This is a genomic window from Mesorhizobium sp. M1428 (assembly GCF_040317515.1).
In the GTDB taxonomy this organism is placed as follows: domain Bacteria; phylum Pseudomonadota; class Alphaproteobacteria; order Rhizobiales; family Rhizobiaceae; genus Mesorhizobium.
This window is the reverse complement of record NZ_JAMYKT010000053.1, coordinates 1-14,707: the sequence shown is the minus strand read 5'-3', so window position 1 is coordinate 14,707 and position 14,707 is coordinate 1. Positions and strand designations below refer to the sequence as shown.

The 14,707-nt window shown below is 62.5% G+C and carries 9 protein-coding genes; 2 read left to right on the top strand and 7 right to left on the bottom strand.

What is annotated here, in order from left to right:
- The 4 genes from NKG60_RS31765 to rpsL form a co-directional block, all read right to left on the bottom strand.
- The coding region (locus tag NKG60_RS31765; RefSeq protein ID WP_352668298.1) for a GTP-binding protein at positions 1–157 on the bottom strand (157 nt) is incomplete at its 3' end.
- Between the two features lie 66 nt (positions 158–223).
- The gene (gene fusA, locus NKG60_RS31760) at positions 224–2,314 is read right to left on the bottom strand and encodes an elongation factor G (protein WP_352671280.1); all 2,091 of its coding nucleotides are present in this window, start codon (positions 2,312–2,314) and stop codon (positions 224–226) included.
- Between the two features lie 30 nt (positions 2,315–2,344).
- Positions 2,345–2,815, bottom strand: a complete 471-nt coding sequence (gene rpsG / locus NKG60_RS31755) for a 30S ribosomal protein S7 (protein WP_008875664.1) — start codon at positions 2,813–2,815, stop codon at positions 2,345–2,347.
- An 85-nt stretch (positions 2,816–2,900) separates the two neighbouring features.
- A complete protein-coding gene (rpsL, locus tag NKG60_RS31750) occupies positions 2,901–3,272 on the bottom strand; it encodes a 30S ribosomal protein S12 (protein ID WP_006333356.1) in 372 nt (123 codons plus the stop codon).
- A gap of 462 nt (positions 3,273–3,734) precedes the next feature.
- Between rpsL and NKG60_RS31745 the strand changes: the two genes are divergently transcribed.
- On the top strand, positions 3,735–4,016 hold the full coding sequence (locus NKG60_RS31745) for a transcriptional regulator (RefSeq protein WP_254817147.1): 282 nt from the start codon (positions 3,735–3,737) through the stop codon (positions 4,014–4,016).
- A gap of 124 nt (positions 4,017–4,140) precedes the next feature.
- Complete coding sequence (locus NKG60_RS31740; protein WP_352671282.1) at positions 4,141–5,070, top strand: Gfo/Idh/MocA family protein; 930 nt, start codon at positions 4,141–4,143, stop codon at positions 5,068–5,070.
- A 43-nt stretch (positions 5,071–5,113) separates the two neighbouring features.
- On the opposite strand, the gene NKG60_RS31735 is transcribed toward NKG60_RS31740, so the two are convergent.
- The 3 genes from NKG60_RS31735 to rpoB all read right to left on the bottom strand — a co-directional run bounded on the left by NKG60_RS31735 (position 5,114) and on the right by rpoB (position 14,334).
- On the bottom strand, positions 5,114–5,779 hold the full coding sequence (locus NKG60_RS31735) for an O-methyltransferase (protein ID WP_352976649.1): 666 nt from the start codon (positions 5,777–5,779) through the stop codon (positions 5,114–5,116).
- A gap of 82 nt (positions 5,780–5,861) precedes the next feature.
- Positions 5,862–10,058 (bottom strand): DNA-directed RNA polymerase subunit beta', encoded by a 4,197-nt coding sequence (gene rpoC, locus NKG60_RS31730; RefSeq protein ID WP_352976647.1) that lies wholly within the window; start codon positions 10,056–10,058, stop codon positions 5,862–5,864.
- A gap of 139 nt (positions 10,059–10,197) precedes the next feature.
- Positions 10,198–14,334, bottom strand: coding sequence for a DNA-directed RNA polymerase subunit beta (gene rpoB, locus NKG60_RS31725; protein ID WP_352671290.1), 4,137 nt, complete (start codon positions 14,332–14,334; stop codon positions 10,198–10,200).
- Positions 14,335–14,707 lie beyond the last annotated feature (373 nt).

Below are 14,707 nucleotides of genomic sequence, written 5' to 3'. Positions count from 1 at the left end.
CCTTCTCTTCCGGCGCCGCATCGATCTGGTCGTAGCGCTTGTATTCGCCAAAATACTTGGTGATCGCCGCCGTCAGCGACGTCTTACCATGGTCGACGTGACCAATCGTGCCAATGTTCACATGAGGCTTAGTGCGCTCGAATTTACCTTTTGCCATGTGATCTCTCCATTCCTGCCAGCCCGTGCGGGCCTTGAATTAAGTTACTGGTGCAACTCGTTCGAGTTACGCGTATTTCTTCTGGACTTCCTGGGCGACCGCGGTCGGGACCGGTTCGTAATGGTCGAACTGCATCGTATAGGCCGCGCGGCCCTGGCTCATCGAGCGAAGGTTGTCCACGTATTTGAACATGTTGGCGAGCGGCACCATCGCGTTGATCACCACCGCGACGCCACGGGCTTCCTGGCCCTGGATCTGGCCGCGACGGCCGTTCAGGTCGCCGATAACACTGCCGACGTAATCTTCCGGCGTCACCACTTCGACTTTCATGATCGGCTCGAGCAACTGCACGCCCAGCTTGGGCGCTGCCTCACGGAAGCAGGCGCGGCCGGCGATTTCGAAGGCCAGAACCGAGGAGTCCACGTCGTGGTAGGCGCCATCGATCAGCGTCGCCTTGACGCCGATCATCGGGAAGCCGGCGAACGGGCCCGAGGTCATGACGCTGTTGATACCCTTTTCGACGCCGGGGATGTATTCCTTCGGCACAGCGCCGCCGACGATCTTGGTTTCGAACTCGAATTCGCTGCTTTCCGGATTCGGCTCGAACAGGATCTTGACGCGGGCGAACTGGCCGGTACCGCCGGTCTGCTTCTTGTGCGTGTAGTCCTGCTCGTGCTTGCGGGTGATCGTCTCGCGGTAGGCCACCTGCGGCGCGCCGACATTGGCCTCGACCTTGAACTCGCGACGCATGCGGTCGACGATGATGTCGAGGTGAAGTTCGCCCATGCCGGAGATGATCGTCTGGCCCGATTCCTCGTCGGTCTTGACGCGGAAGGACGGATCTTCGGCGGCGAGGCGGTGAAGGGCGAGGCCCATCTTTTCCTGGTCGTTCTTGGTCTTCGGCTCGATGGCGATCTGGATGACCGGATCGGGGAATTCCATGCGCTCGAGGATGACCGGATGCAGCGGATCACTGAGCGTGTCGCCGGTGGTGGTGTCCTTGAGACCAGCAAGGGCGACAATGTCGCCGGCAAAAGCCTCTTCGACGTCGGCGCGCGAATTCGCATGCATCTGCAACATGCGGCCGATGCGCTCTTTCTTGCCCTTCACGGTGTTGTCGACCGAGATGCCCTTGGTGAGCTTGCCCGAATAGATGCGGGCAAAGGTGAGCGAACCGACGAACGGGTCGTTCATGATCTTGAAGGCAAGCATCGACAGCGGCTCGTTGTCGTCGGCGTGACGCTCGATCTCGGCGTCGGTCTTGGCGTCGACGCCCTTGATGGCCGGGACATCGGCCGGCGACGGCAGATATTCGACGACGGCGTCGAGCAGCGGCTGCACGCCCTTGTTCTTGAAGGCCGAACCGCAGAACATCGGATAGAACTTCACCGCGATCGTGCCCTTGCGGATGAGCGCACGGATCTCGTCATTGCTCGGCATCTTGCCTTCGAGGTAATTCTCGAGCGCCGTTTCGTCCATTTCGACGGCGGCCTCGATCATCTTCTCGCGGTATTCTTCGGCACGAGCCTTGAGGTCGGCAGGGATCTCGACGATGTCCCAGGCAGCGCCCAGCGTCTCGTCGCGCCAGACCAGCGCGTTCATCTCGACCAAGTCGACGATGCCCTTGAACTCGGTCTCGGCGCCGATCGGCAGCTGCATGACGACCGCATGCGCACCGAGGCGCGAACCGATCATCTCGACCGAGCGGTAAAAGTCGGCGCCGATCTTGTCCATCTTGTTGCAGAAGATCATGCGCGGCACGCGATACTTGTCGGCCTGGCGCCAGACGGTCTCCGTCTGCGGCTCGACACCGGCATTGGCATCGAGCAGCGCGATGGCGCCGTCGAGCACGCGCAGCGAACGCTCGACCTCGATGGTGAAGTCCACGTGGCCGGGGGTGTCGATGATGTTGAAGCGATACATCTTGCCGTCGCGACCCTTCCAGAAGGTCGTGGTCGCAGCCGACGTGATGGTGATGCCGCGCTCCTGCTCCTGCTCCATCCAATCCATGGTCGCAGCGCCGTCGTGGACTTCGCCGATCTTGTGCGACTTGCCCGTGTAATAGAGGACGCGCTCGGTGGTCGTCGTCTTGCCGGCGTCGATATGCGCCATGATACCGAAATTGCGGTAGTCTTCGATTTTATATTCGCGCGCCATGGGAGGTGCCTCTTCAGTCTCGTTCGCGCTTTACCAGCGGTAGTGCGCGAAAGCGCGGTTGGCTTCTGCCATCTTGTGGGTGTCTTCACGCTTCTTGACGGCAGTGCCGCGGTTGTTGGCCGCATCCATCAGCTCGCCTGAGAGGCGGTCGACCATGGTGGTCTCATTGCGGTTGCGGGCGGCAGCGATCAGCCAGCGGATGGCCAATGCCTGCCGGCGCTCGGGGCGCACGTCGACCGGAACCTGGTAGGTGGCACCGCCGACGCGGCGCGAACGCACTTCCACATGCGGCGCGACATTGTCGAGCGCCTGATGGAAGACGGTGACCGGCTCCTGCTTGGTCTTGGACTGGACCTGATCGAGCGCGCCGTAGACGATGGTCTCGGCAACCGACTTCTTGCCGTCATACATGACGGCGTTCATGAACTTGGTGACGATCAGATCGCCGAACTTCGGGTCCGGATTGATCTCACGCTTTTCTGCACTGTGACGACGGGACATTTTTTCTCTGCCTCAATTCTACGCGGTGGCCTGGATCCCGGATCGTCGCTTGACGCCGTCCGGAACGACCTTGGCTACGCTTCGGTCACTTCGGACGCTTGGCGCCGTATTTCGAACGGCGCTGCTTGCGGTTCTTCACGCCTTGCGTGTCGAGCACGCCGCGGATGATGTGGTAACGGACGCCCGGAAGATCCTTGACGCGACCGCCGCGGATCATCACCACCGAGTGCTCCTGAAGGTTGTGGCCTTCGCCGGGGATGTAACCGATCACTTCAAAACCATTGGTCAGGCGAATCTTGGCCACCTTGCGCAGCGCCGAGTTCGGCTTCTTCGGCGTCGTGGTATAGACGCGCGTGCAGACGCCCCGCTTCTGCGGGTTCTGCTGCATGGCCGGGACCTTGTTGCGCTTCACCGGCGCAATGCGCGGCTTGCGGATCAGCTGGTTGACGGTAGGCATTAAACCCTCTTGTCTCTCAATTCCGTGTCTCGCCCGGTCAGGGCCGCTCAAAGCGTCATTTCCATACGCAAATTCGGGCCACAAACCGCGCCTCGCGGTCTTGCCCGAACAAATGGCAGAGGAAGCGGAATCCGCTTCATGCACGCCGGAAATGTCTTTTCGCTCGTAAAACGAACCCTGTTTGAGGCAAACTCCAAAGCGTGTCGCTTCGGAAGCGAGAGCCTCACATCGGTTCTGACTGGGCGGCTTCTACTCGTATGGCCACTGTCCGTCAACCCCGGAGCGGCAAATATTGCGCTGAACCCGAGGCTTGGCAGCCATGCGAAAAACGCATGTAATTTTCTTGCGCCGTTTTTCAAGAGGAAGGCAGAAAGTGACCGGCTTGCGGCTGTTTCCACGCCGTGCTTCGTGCGAAAAGGCGGCATGAACAGCCCAAAACCCCTCGCCCGGAGGTACGAACCCGTGAATGACAATGAGGAGCGCCCGGTCACCATTATTACCGGCCGGGTGTGGAAGCGCAAAGGCGGCAAGCCGGAAGGCGTGCATGTGATGCTGGTCGCGCCGGACGACGATTCGGCGGTGCGCCGCGCTCTCGAATCGCTTGCCGCGGAAGGTTATGCCGAGGCCGAGCTCGATCAGATCGGCGACCTGGACGGCGTGCCCGACGAGGAGCCGCATCTGTCCGCCTATCAGGGCGCGCTCGAAGGCGAAGTATCGATCGTGACGTTCGATGTGCCGATTTGAAGAGATCTGAATCGCGGTCGATCTCGCGGGCCGGCGACAAAAGCCCGGCGACTTGTCCGGCACAAGTTCTCTGCTAAGAAGCGACCTCTGGCAAAACCAAGCACATTCAACCTGCGGAGCTCCCATGTCCTCTAATCCCATCAAGCTCGGCATCGTCGGCGTGGGAAAGATCGTCCGCGACCAGCACCTGCCGGCCCTGGCGAAGGACCAGCATTATCGCCTGGTCGCCGCAGCCAGCCGCCACGGCAAAGTCGAAGACATCTCGAACTTCCCGACGATCGAGGCGATGCTCGACGCGGTGCCGGAGCTCGAGGCGGTGTCGCTGTGCATGCCGCCGCATTTTCGCTATGACGCAGCGCGCACGGCGCTGGTGGCGAAAAAGCATGTCTTCCTGGAAAAGCCGCCCGGCGCCACGGTCAGCGAGGTCGAAGACCTGAAGGCGCTGGCGGCAGCGAACGGCGTCTGCCTGTTCGCCAGTTGGCATTCACGCTATGCGCCGGCCGTCGAAGCAGCGCGCACATTCCTCGGCTCGACGACGATCAGGTCGGCCGCCATCAACTGGAAGGAAGACGTGCGCCGCTGGCATCCGAACCAGGAATGGATCTGGGCTCCCGGCGGTTTTGGCGTGTTCGATCCCGGCATTAACGCACTGTCGATAGCGACCCACATCCTGCCGCCGATGTTCATCAGTTCGGCAGAGCTCGATTTCCCCGAAAACCGCGCGGCCCCGATCGCCGCCCATATCGCCTTCCGCACTTCGAACGGTCTGCCGGTGACGATGGAACTCGACTGGCGCCAGACCGGCCCGCAAAGCTGGGACATTCTGGCCGACACCGAGGCCGGATCGATGGTACTTTCCGGCGGCGGCTCGAAGCTCGCCATCGATGGCCGCGTCGTTCACGAGGAGCCGGAAGCCGAATATCCGATGCTCTACAAGCGCTTCGCCGAGATCGTGCGCGCCGGCACCTCCGACGTCGATCTCGCGCCCCTGCAGCACGTCGCCGACGCCTTCATGCTCGGCAAGCGCAATGTGGTCGAGGCTTTTTTCGACTGAGGGCGCCGGCCAGATCGCCGGTCCAGCCGCTCGCCGCACAAATTCAGCCGACGATCGCTATGGCAAAGCCGTCATAGCCCTTGGCGCCAACAGTCTGGATGGCGGTGCCTTGCAGACGCTTGTCGCTGCCGATGAACGAGAACGCCGCGCGTGCCCCTTCGACATTGGCGTCGCGGCCATCTTCATTCACCACCGCGCCGTCACGGATGACATTGTCGCAGACGATGACGGTCCCCGGCCTCGAAAGACGCATGGCCCACGACAGATAGAGCGGGTTGTTCGGCTTGTCGGCGTCGATGAAGATGAAATCGAACGGCCCGGCGTTCTCGGCGCCTAACGCCGCAAGCGATTGAAGCGCCGGTCCGACCCGCAGTTCCACCCGGTCCGACACCCCTGCCCGTTCAAAGTTCGACCGCGCGACACTGGCGTGGTGCGGATCAAGCTCGAGCGTCACGACCTTGCCGTCGGCGGGCAATGCTCGCGCCATCCAAATCGTCGAGTAGCCGCCCAACGTGCCGATTTCGAGTACCTTCTTCGCTCCCTGCATTCGCGCAAGAAGTGACAGCAGCTTGCCCTGTGCCGGCGAAACGTCGATCGGCGGCAGGCCGTGCTCATGGTTGGCCGCCAGAACGGCATCGACCGCGGGATCCGGCTCGAAAAGAGCCTCGACAATGTAGTCGTCGACAGAAGCCCAGGTCTTCCTGCTCATCGTTCTCCTCCGATCCGATTGGGGACCACAATGCGAAAAGGGGCCACTTGGGCCCCTTTTCTATCTTCTCTTTCTGTCGCGCTTACTGCGCGGCGGAAGCCATGTCGGTCAGCATCGGCTCGGCGACCTCGACGCCGGACGCCTTGCGGCGCTCGTCGATGATCAGCTCGTCGCGCGAGGTGGCGATGCGCCGGATCTGGCTCATCGTGCCGCCGGTGCCGGCCGGGATCAGCCGGCCGACGATGACGTTTTCCTTCAGCCCCTGCAGCATGTCGGTCTTGCCGGCAACCGCAGCTTCGGTCAGCACCCTCGTCGTCTCCTGGAAGGAGGCGGCGGAGATGAAGGACGGCGTCTGCAGCGAGGCCTTGGTGATGCCGAGCAGCACCGGCTGGCCTTCGGCCGGCTTCTTGCCTTCCTCGACCAGGCGCTCATTGACCTCTTCCAGCTCGATCACGTCGACGTGGTCGCCCGGAATGTAGGTCGAATCGCCCTGCGTGGTGATCTCGACCTTCTGCAGCATCTGGCGAACGATCACCTCGATGTGCTTGTCGTTGATCGACACGCCCTGCAGTCGGTAGACCTCCTGGATCTCGTTGACGAGGTAGGAGGCAAGCGCCTCCACGCCCTTGATCGCCAGGATGTCGTGCGGCGCCGGATTGCCGTCGAGGATGTAGTCGCCCTTCTCGATGACGTCGCCGTCCTGGAGATGGAACGGCTTGCCCTTCGGGATCAGGTATTCGACCGGCTCAAGCGTCGAGTCATGCGGCTCGATGATGATGCGGCGCTTGTTCTTGTAGTCGCGGCCAAAGCGGATCGTGCCATCGATCTCGGCGATGATGGCGTGATCCTTCGGACGGCGTGCCTCGAACAGTTCGGCCACACGCGGCAGACCGCCGGTGATGTCCTTGGTCTTGGCGCTTTCCATCGGGATACGCGCCAGCACGTCGCCGGGACGAACCTGTGCGCCCGGCTCGACCGAAAGAATGGCCTCGACCGAGAGCAGGAAGCGGGCATCGCCACCCTTCGACAGCTTGCCGACCTTGCCCTTGGCATCCAGGACGGCGATCGCCGGCTTGAGGTCGTTGCCGCGTGGCGTCGAACGCCAGTCGATGACCTCGCGCTTGGTGATGCCGGTCGATTCGTCGGCGGTTTCCTGAACGGAAATGCCGTCGACCAGATCCTCGAATGCCACCCTGCCCTCGATTTCGGTGAGGACCGGGCGGGTATAAGGATCCCACTCGGCGATACGCTGGCCGCGCTTCACCTTGTCGCCATCGTCGACGAAGATGCGCGAGCCGTAGGTGACGCGGTGCGTGGCGCGTTCCTTGCCGGCCTCGTCGAGGATCAGCACCGCCATGTTGCGGCCCATGACCATCAGCTGGCCGTCGGAGTTGCGCACCACGTTGCGGTTGCGGATCTCGACCTTGCCTTCATAGGAGGCTTCAAGGAACGAGGAATCCACCACCTGCGCCGTGCCGCCCATGTGGAAGGTACGCATGGTGAGCTGGGTGCCCGGCTCGCCGATCGACTGTGCCGCGATGACGCCGACAGCCTCGCCCTGGTTGACGGGAGTGCCGCGGGCCAGATCGCGTCCGTAGCAGACCGCGCAGACACCGACCCTGACCTCGCAGGTCAGCGCCGAACGGATGCGGACCGACTGCACGCCGGCCTTTTCGATCAGTTCCACGTCACGCTCGTCCATCAGCGTTCCGGCCTTGACCAGAACCTCGCCGGTGACCGGGTGGGTGATGTCGTCGAGCGAGGTGCGGCCGAGAACGCGCTGGCCAACCGAGGCGACGACCTGACCGGCATCGACGATCGGCTGCATGGTGAGGCCCTTGTCGGTGCCGCAGTCGAGCGAGTTGACGATGCAGTCCTGCGCCACGTCGACGAGACGACGCGTCAGGTAACCCGAGTTCGCCGTCTTCAAGGCGGTGTCGGCCAGACCCTTGCGGGCGCCGTGGGTCGAGTTGAAGTACTCGAGCACGGTGAGGCCTTCCTTGAAGTTCGAGATGATCGGCGTCTCGATGATTTCACCGCTAGGCTTGGCCATCAGGCCGCGCATGCCGGCGAGCTGGCGCATCTGGGTGGGCGAGCCGCGCGCACCGGAGTGCGACATCATGTAGATCGAGTTCATCGGCTTCTGACGGCCGTTGTCCTCGAACTCGACCGCCTTGATGCGGGCCATCATTTCGTCGGCGACCTTTTCCGAGCACTTGGCCCAGGCGTCGACGACCTTGTTGTACTTCTCGCCCTGGGTGATCAGGCCGTCATTGTACTGCTGCTCGTACTCCTTGGCCAAAGCCTCGGTGTCAGACACCAGCTTGATCTTGGCGTCGGGGATCAGCATGTCGTCCTTGCCGAACGAAATGCCGGCACGGCAGGCGTGGCTGAAGCCCAGAGCCATGATGCGATCGCAGAAAATGACCGTCTCCTTCTGACCGCAATGGCGGTAGACGGTGTCGATCATCTTGGAGATGTTCTTCTTGGTCATCTCCTGGTTGGCGGTCTCGTAGGGCACGTTGTGGTTCTTCGGCAGCAGCTCGCCGATGATCATGCGGCCAGGCGTGGTGTCGTAGATCTTCGACACGACCTTGCCCTCGGCGTCGACCGTGCGGAAGCGCCCCTTGATCTTGGCATGCAGGGTCACCGCCTTGGTCTCGAGCGCGTGCTGGAGCTCGCCCATGTCGGCAAACACCATGCCCTCGCCCGGCTCGTTCTGGTTGACGATCGAGAGATAGTAGAGACCGAGAACCATGTCCTGCGACGGCACGATGATCGGCGCGCCGGAAGCCGGGTGCAGGATGTTGTTGGTCGACATCATCAGCACGCGGGCTTCGAGCTGCGCTTCCAGCGACAGCGGCACGTGAACCGCCATCTGGTCGCCGTCGAAGTCGGCGTTGAAGGCCGTGCAGACCAGCGGGTGAAGCTGGATTGCCTTGCCTTCGATCAGGATCGGCTCGAACGCCTGGATGCCGAGGCGGTGCAGCGTCGGCGCGCGGTTCAGAAGCACCGGATGCTCGCGGATGACCTCGTCGAGGATGTCCCAGACCTCCGGACGCTCCTTCTCGACCAGCTTCTTCGCCTGCTTGACGGTCGAGGAGTAACCCTTGGCGTCGAGACGGGCGTAGATGAAGGGCTTGAACAGCTCGAGCGCCATCTTCTTCGGCAGGCCGCACTGGTGGAGTTTGAGCTCCGGACCGGTGACGATGACCGAGCGGCCGGAATAGTCGACGCGCTTGCCGAGCAGGTTCTGGCGGAACCGGCCCTGCTTGCCCTTCAGCATATCCGACAGCGACTTCAGCGGACGCTTGTTGGCGCCGGTGATGACGCGGCCGCGACGGCCGTTGTCGAACAGCGCATCGACGGCTTCCTGCAGCATGCGCTTTTCATTGCGCACGATGATGCCGGGCGCGCGCAGCTCGATCAGCCGCTTCAAGCGGTTGTTGCGGTTGATGACGCGGCGATAAAGGTCGTTCAGATCCGACGTGGCGAAACGGCCGCCGTCCAGCGGGACAAGCGGACGCAGGTCCGGCGGGATCACCGGAACCACCTTCATGATCATCCATTCCGGACGGTTGCCGGATTCCATGAAGTTCTCGACGACCTTGAGCCGCTTCAGGTACTTCTTCTTCTTGAGATCTGAGGTGTTCGAAGCCAGCTCCGAAATCAGATCTCCGGCTATCTTCTCCAGGTCCATGCCGGCCAGAAGGTCGTGGATCGCCTCGGCTCCGATCATGGCGGTGAACGAGTCCTCGCCATACTCGTCGACGGCCATCATGTACTCTTCCTCGCTGAGCAGCTGGTGCTCCTTCAGCGCGGTGAGGCCGGGTTCGGTGACGATGTAGTTCTCGAAGTAGAGGACCCGCTCGATGTCCTTCAGCGTCATGTCGAGCAGCGTGCCGATGCGCGACGGCAGCGACTTCAGGAACCAGATGTGGGCGACCGGTGCCGCCAGCTCGATATGGCCCATGCGCTCGCGGCGGACGCGCGACAGCGTGACTTCGACGCCGCACTTCTCGCAGATGACGCCCTTGTACTTCATGCGCTTGTACTTGCCGCACAGGCACTCATAGTCCTTGATCGGACCAAAAATGCGCGCGCAGAACAGGCCGTCACGCTCCGGCTTGAAGGTGCGGTAGTTGATGGTCTCCGGCTTCTTGATCTCGCCGAACGACCAGGACAGAATCTTCTCAGGGCTGGCAAGCGAGATCCTGATGGAATCGAACACCTGCGCGGGCGCCTGGGGATTGAAGAGATTCATGACCTCTTGGTTCATGCCGTTCTCCTTTTCGGGGTCCTCGAAAACCCCTTGCATCTAGCGCGGGCCAAACGCCCGCTGACTTGATCGGCCATCGGCCGAAGAATTTGGGTGCGCCCCGGTCGCGAGAGCCCTCTCCCGCGACCGAGCGTCTTGCTTATTCGGCCGCGTCGGGCAGCCGGATCGGGTTGTCGTCGAGCTTGGTGTTCTCCAGCTCGACATTGAGGCCGAGAGACCGCATTTCCTTGACGAGAACGTTGAAGCTCTCGGGGATGCCGGCCTCGAATGTGTCGTCGCCTCTGACGATCGCCTCGTAGACCTTGGTGCGGCCGGCGACGTCGTCCGACTTCACCGTCAGCATCTCCTGCAGCGTGTAGGCGGCGCCGTACGCTTCGAGCGCCCAGACCTCCATCTCGCCGAAGCGCTGGCCACCGAACTGCGCCTTGCCGCCCAGCGGCTGCTGGGTAACGAGCGAGTACGGCCCGATCGAACGCGCGTGGATCTTGTCGTCCACAAGGTGGTGAAGCTTGAGCATATATATATAGCCCATCGTCACTTTGCGATCGAACGGTTCGCCGGTGCGTCCGTCATAGAGCTGCGACTGACCGCTGGTGTGCAGGCCCGCCTGCTCCAGCATGATATTGATGTCGGCCTCGTGCGCACCGTCGAACACCGGTGTGGCGATGGAGACGCCGCGGCGCATCTGCTCGCCCAGGCGAATGATGCTCTCGTCGTCGTATTCGCGGATCGGCTCGTTGCGGTCGTTGGCCGGCATGAAGCTCTCGAGCGTCTTGCGCAGCGGTTTGATGTCGCCCGCCGTCTTGTACGCATCGATCAGATCGCCGATCTTCCTGCCCATTCCGGCGCAGGCCCAGCCCAGGTGCGTTTCCAGGATCTGGCCGACATTCATGCGCGACGGCACACCCAACGGGTTGAGCACGATATCGGCATGCGTGCCGTCCTCGAGGAAAGGCATGTCCTCGACCGGAACGATCCGCGACACGACACCCTTGTTGCCGTGCCGGCCAGCCATCTTGTCGCCGGGCTGCATCTTGCGCTTCACGGCCACGAAGACCTTGACCATCTTCATGACGCCCGGAGGCATTTCGTCGCCGCGCTGCACCTTCTCGACCTTGTCCATGAAGCGCTGCTCGAGCGCCTTCTTGGAATCGTCGTACTGGCCACGCAGGGCTTCTAGTTCGCTCTGGAGCTTTTCGTTCTCCACGGCAAACTGCCACCACTGCGAACGCGGATACTCGTCGAGCGTGTCCTTCGACAGCTTCGAGCCCTTCTTGAAGCCCTTCGGCCCGGCAATCGCTTCCTTGCCGACGAGAACGTCGGAAAGACGCGAATAGACGTTGCGGTCGAGGATCGCCTGCTCGTCGTCGCGGTCCTTGGCGAGGCGTTCGATCTCCTCGCGCTCGATCGCCATGGCGCGCTCGTCCTTCTCGACGCCGTGGCGGTTGAAGACGCGCACTTCGACGACGGTGCCGAAGGTTCCCGGAGGCATGCGCATCGAAGTGTCGCGCACGTCCGAGGCCTTTTCACCGAAGATGGCGCGCAGCAGCTTTTCTTCCGGCGTCATCGGGCTTTCGCCCTTCGGCGTGATCTTGCCGACCAGGATGTCGCCCGGCTGCACTTCCGCACCGATGTAGACGATGCCGGCCTCATCGAGGTTCTTCAGCGCTTCTTCCGAGACGTTCGGGATGTCGCGCGTGATCTCCTCCGGGCCAAGCTTGGTGTCGCGGGCCATGACTTCGAACTCCTCGATGTGGATCGAGGTGAAGACGTCGTCGGCGACGATGCGCTCGGACAGGAGGATGGAATCCTCGTAGTTGTAGCCGTTCCACGGCATGAACGCGACCAGCACGTTGCGGCCGAGGGCCAGATCGCCGAGCTCGGTCGACGGGCCGTCGGCAATGATGTCGCCCTTGTTGACCCGGTCGCCCATGCGCACCAGCGGACGCTGGTTGATGCAGGTGTTCTGGTTCGAACGCTGGAACTTCATCAGCCGGTAGATGTCGACGCCGGACTTACCGGGATCGAGATCTTCCGTGGCGCGGATGACGATACGCGTCGCGTCCACCTGGTCGACGATGCCGCCGCGGCGGGCGCCGATGGCGGCGCCCGAGTCACGGGCGACGATCGGCTCCATGCCGGTGCCGACGAACGGCGCTTCGGCGCGCACCAGCGGCACGGCCTGACGCTGCATGTTCGAGCCCATCAGCGCGCGGTTGGCGTCGTCGTTCTCCAGGAACGGGATCAGGGCCGCCGCCACCGACACCATCTGCTTCGGCGACACGTCCATCAGATCGACGTTTTCGCGCGGCGCCATCATCACTTCGCCGGCGTTGCGGCAAATGACGAATTCGTCGACGAAATGACCATTCTTGTCGAGCTCGGCATTGGCTTGCGCGACGTGGTGCTTGGCCTCTTCCATAGCCGAGAGGTAAACGACCTCATTGGTCAGCTTGCCGTTGACGATCTTGCGGTACGGGCTTTCGATGAAGCCGTATTTGTTGACGCGCGCGAAGGTCGCCAGCGAGTTGATCAGGCCGATATTCGGGCCTTCCGGCGTCTCGATCGGGCAGATGCGGCCGTAATGCGTCGGATGCACGTCGCGCACCTCGAAACCGGCACGCTCGCGGGTCAGACCGCCCGGTCCAAGCGCCGAAAGACGGCGCTTGTGGGTGATCTCCGACAGCGGGTTGGTCTGATCCATGAACTGCGACAGCTGCGAGGAACCGAAGAACTCGCGCACGGCGGCAGCCGCCGGCTTGGCGTTGATCAGGTCCTGCGGCATCACCGTGTCGATCTCGATCGAGGACATACGTTCCTTGATCGCACGCTCCATGCGCAGCAGGCCGACGCGGTACTGGTTCTCCATCAGCTCGCCGACCGAGCGCACGCGGCGGTTGCCGAGATTGTCGATGTCGTCGATCTCGCCCTTGCCGTCGCGCAGTTCGACCAGCGTCTTGACCACGGCCAGGATGTCGTCCTTGCGCAGCACGCGCACGGTATCCTCGGCCTTGAGCTCGAGGCGCATGTTCATCTTGACGCGGCCGACGGCCGACAGATCATAGCGCTCGCTGTCGAAGAACAGCGAGTTGAACATGGCTTCGGCGGTCTCGAGCGTCGGCGGCTCGCCCGGGCGCATGACGCGGTAGATGTCGAACAGCGCGTCCTGGCGGCTCTCGTTCTTGTCGACGTTGAGCGTGTTGCGGATATAGGCGCCGACATTGACGTGGTCGATGTCGAGGACCTTGATCTCGTCCTCGCCGGTGCCGAGCAGCACTTTCAGCGTCTTTTCGTCGATCTCGTCGCCGGCTTCGAGGAAGATTTCGCCAGTCGCGTAGTTGACGATATCCTCGGCAAGGTAGTTGCCGAGCAGATCCTCGTCGGTCGCCTTGATCGCCTTGAGACCCTTTTCGCCAAGCGCCCTGGCCTGGCGGGCGGTGATCTTCTTGCCGGCCTCGACGACGACTTCGCCGGTGTCGGCGTCGACCAGGTCGCCAACGGCCTTGAGGCCGCGGAAACGCTCGACGTTGAACGGGATGCGCCAGTGGTCGCCGGCGCGCTTGTAGGTGATCTTGTTGTAGAAGGTCGACAGGATCTCTTCGCCGTCCATGCCGAGAGCCATCAGCAGCGACGTCACCGGAATCTTGCGGCGGCGGTCGATGCGGGCATGCACGACGTCCTTGCTGTCGAACTCGATGTCGAGCCACGAACCGCGATAGGGAATGACGCGCGCGGCAAACAGAAGCTTGCCGGACGAGTGCGACTTGCCCTTGTCATGGTCGAAGAAGACGCCCGGCGAACGGTGCATCTGCGAGACGATGACGCGCTCGGTGCCGTTGACGATGAAGGTGCCGTTCAAGGTCATGAGCGGCATGTCGCCCATGTAGACGTCCTGCTCCTTGATGTCCTTGATCGACTTCGCGCCGGTATCCTCGTCGATATCGAACACGATGAGGCGCAGCGTCACCTTGAGCGGCGCCGCATAGGTCAGGTCGCGCTGACGGCATTCGTCAACGTCGAATTTCGGTCCTTCGAACTCGTATTTCACGAATTCCAGCATTGAGGAGCCGGAAAAATCGGAAATCGGGAAGACCGACTTGAAAACTGCCTGCAGTCCCTCGTCAGGACGCCCACCCTTGGGCTCCTCCACCATCAGGAACTGGTCATAGGATGCCTTCTGAACCTCGATCAGGTTCGGCATCTCCGCAACTTCCGGGATCTTCCCGAAAAACTTGCGTACGCGTCTGCGGCCATTGAAAGTCTGGGTCTGGGCCATCGTCGCTCCTTAGCTCAATTCTCGGGACGAGCCTCGCCGCGGCTCGCCTTGCATCTCGGGCCACCTTGGCGGCCCTGTCTTGTTGCCCGCCGCATGTCGGCGGCTTCTTGTCTTTTCACCCACCACCAATTGGCGGCGGGCCAGAAACGGGAGAAAACCCGTTTCCTGAAGGCCGTTTTGCGGCCCTCAGGAAAGAGGTTTTCGCAGTCTTCGCATTACGCAGCCTCCCTTCGACGCGAAAGGAGTGGCGGGCGGCGCGGCCCCGTCCGCCCGGTCTGAACGCGTTATTGAGTTCGGCCATGGGGGCGGCTGCGTTCCGCTGGGGCGGGTACATGTTCCCGGGGGCGGTTGGAACGGGGTGCATTAACCGCGT

What these genes read in the sequence shown, in the direction of transcription:
- rpoB (WP_352671290.1), bottom strand. Translation starts at nt 14,334, where the DNA reads ATGGCCCAGACCCAGACTTTCAATGGCCGCAGACGCGTACGCAAGTTT.
- rpsL (WP_006333356.1), bottom strand. Translation starts at nt 3,272, where the DNA reads ATGCCTACCGTCAACCAGCTGATCCGCAAGCCGCGCATTGCGCCGGTG.
- rpsG (WP_008875664.1), bottom strand. Translation starts at nt 2,815, where the DNA reads ATGTCCCGTCGTCACAGTGCAGAAAAGCGTGAGATCAATCCGGACCCG.
- NKG60_RS31735 (WP_352976649.1), bottom strand. Translation starts at nt 5,779, where the DNA reads ATGAGCAGGAAGACCTGGGCTTCTGTCGACGACTACATTGTCGAGGCT.
- rpoC (WP_352976647.1), bottom strand. Translation starts at nt 10,058, where the DNA reads ATGAACCAAGAGGTCATGAATCTCTTCAATCCCCAGGCGCCCGCGCAG.
- fusA (WP_352671280.1), bottom strand. Translation starts at nt 2,314, where the DNA reads ATGGCGCGCGAATATAAAATCGAAGACTACCGCAATTTCGGTATCATG.
- NKG60_RS31740 (WP_352671282.1), top strand. Translation starts at nt 4,141, where the DNA reads ATGTCCTCTAATCCCATCAAGCTCGGCATCGTCGGCGTGGGAAAGATC.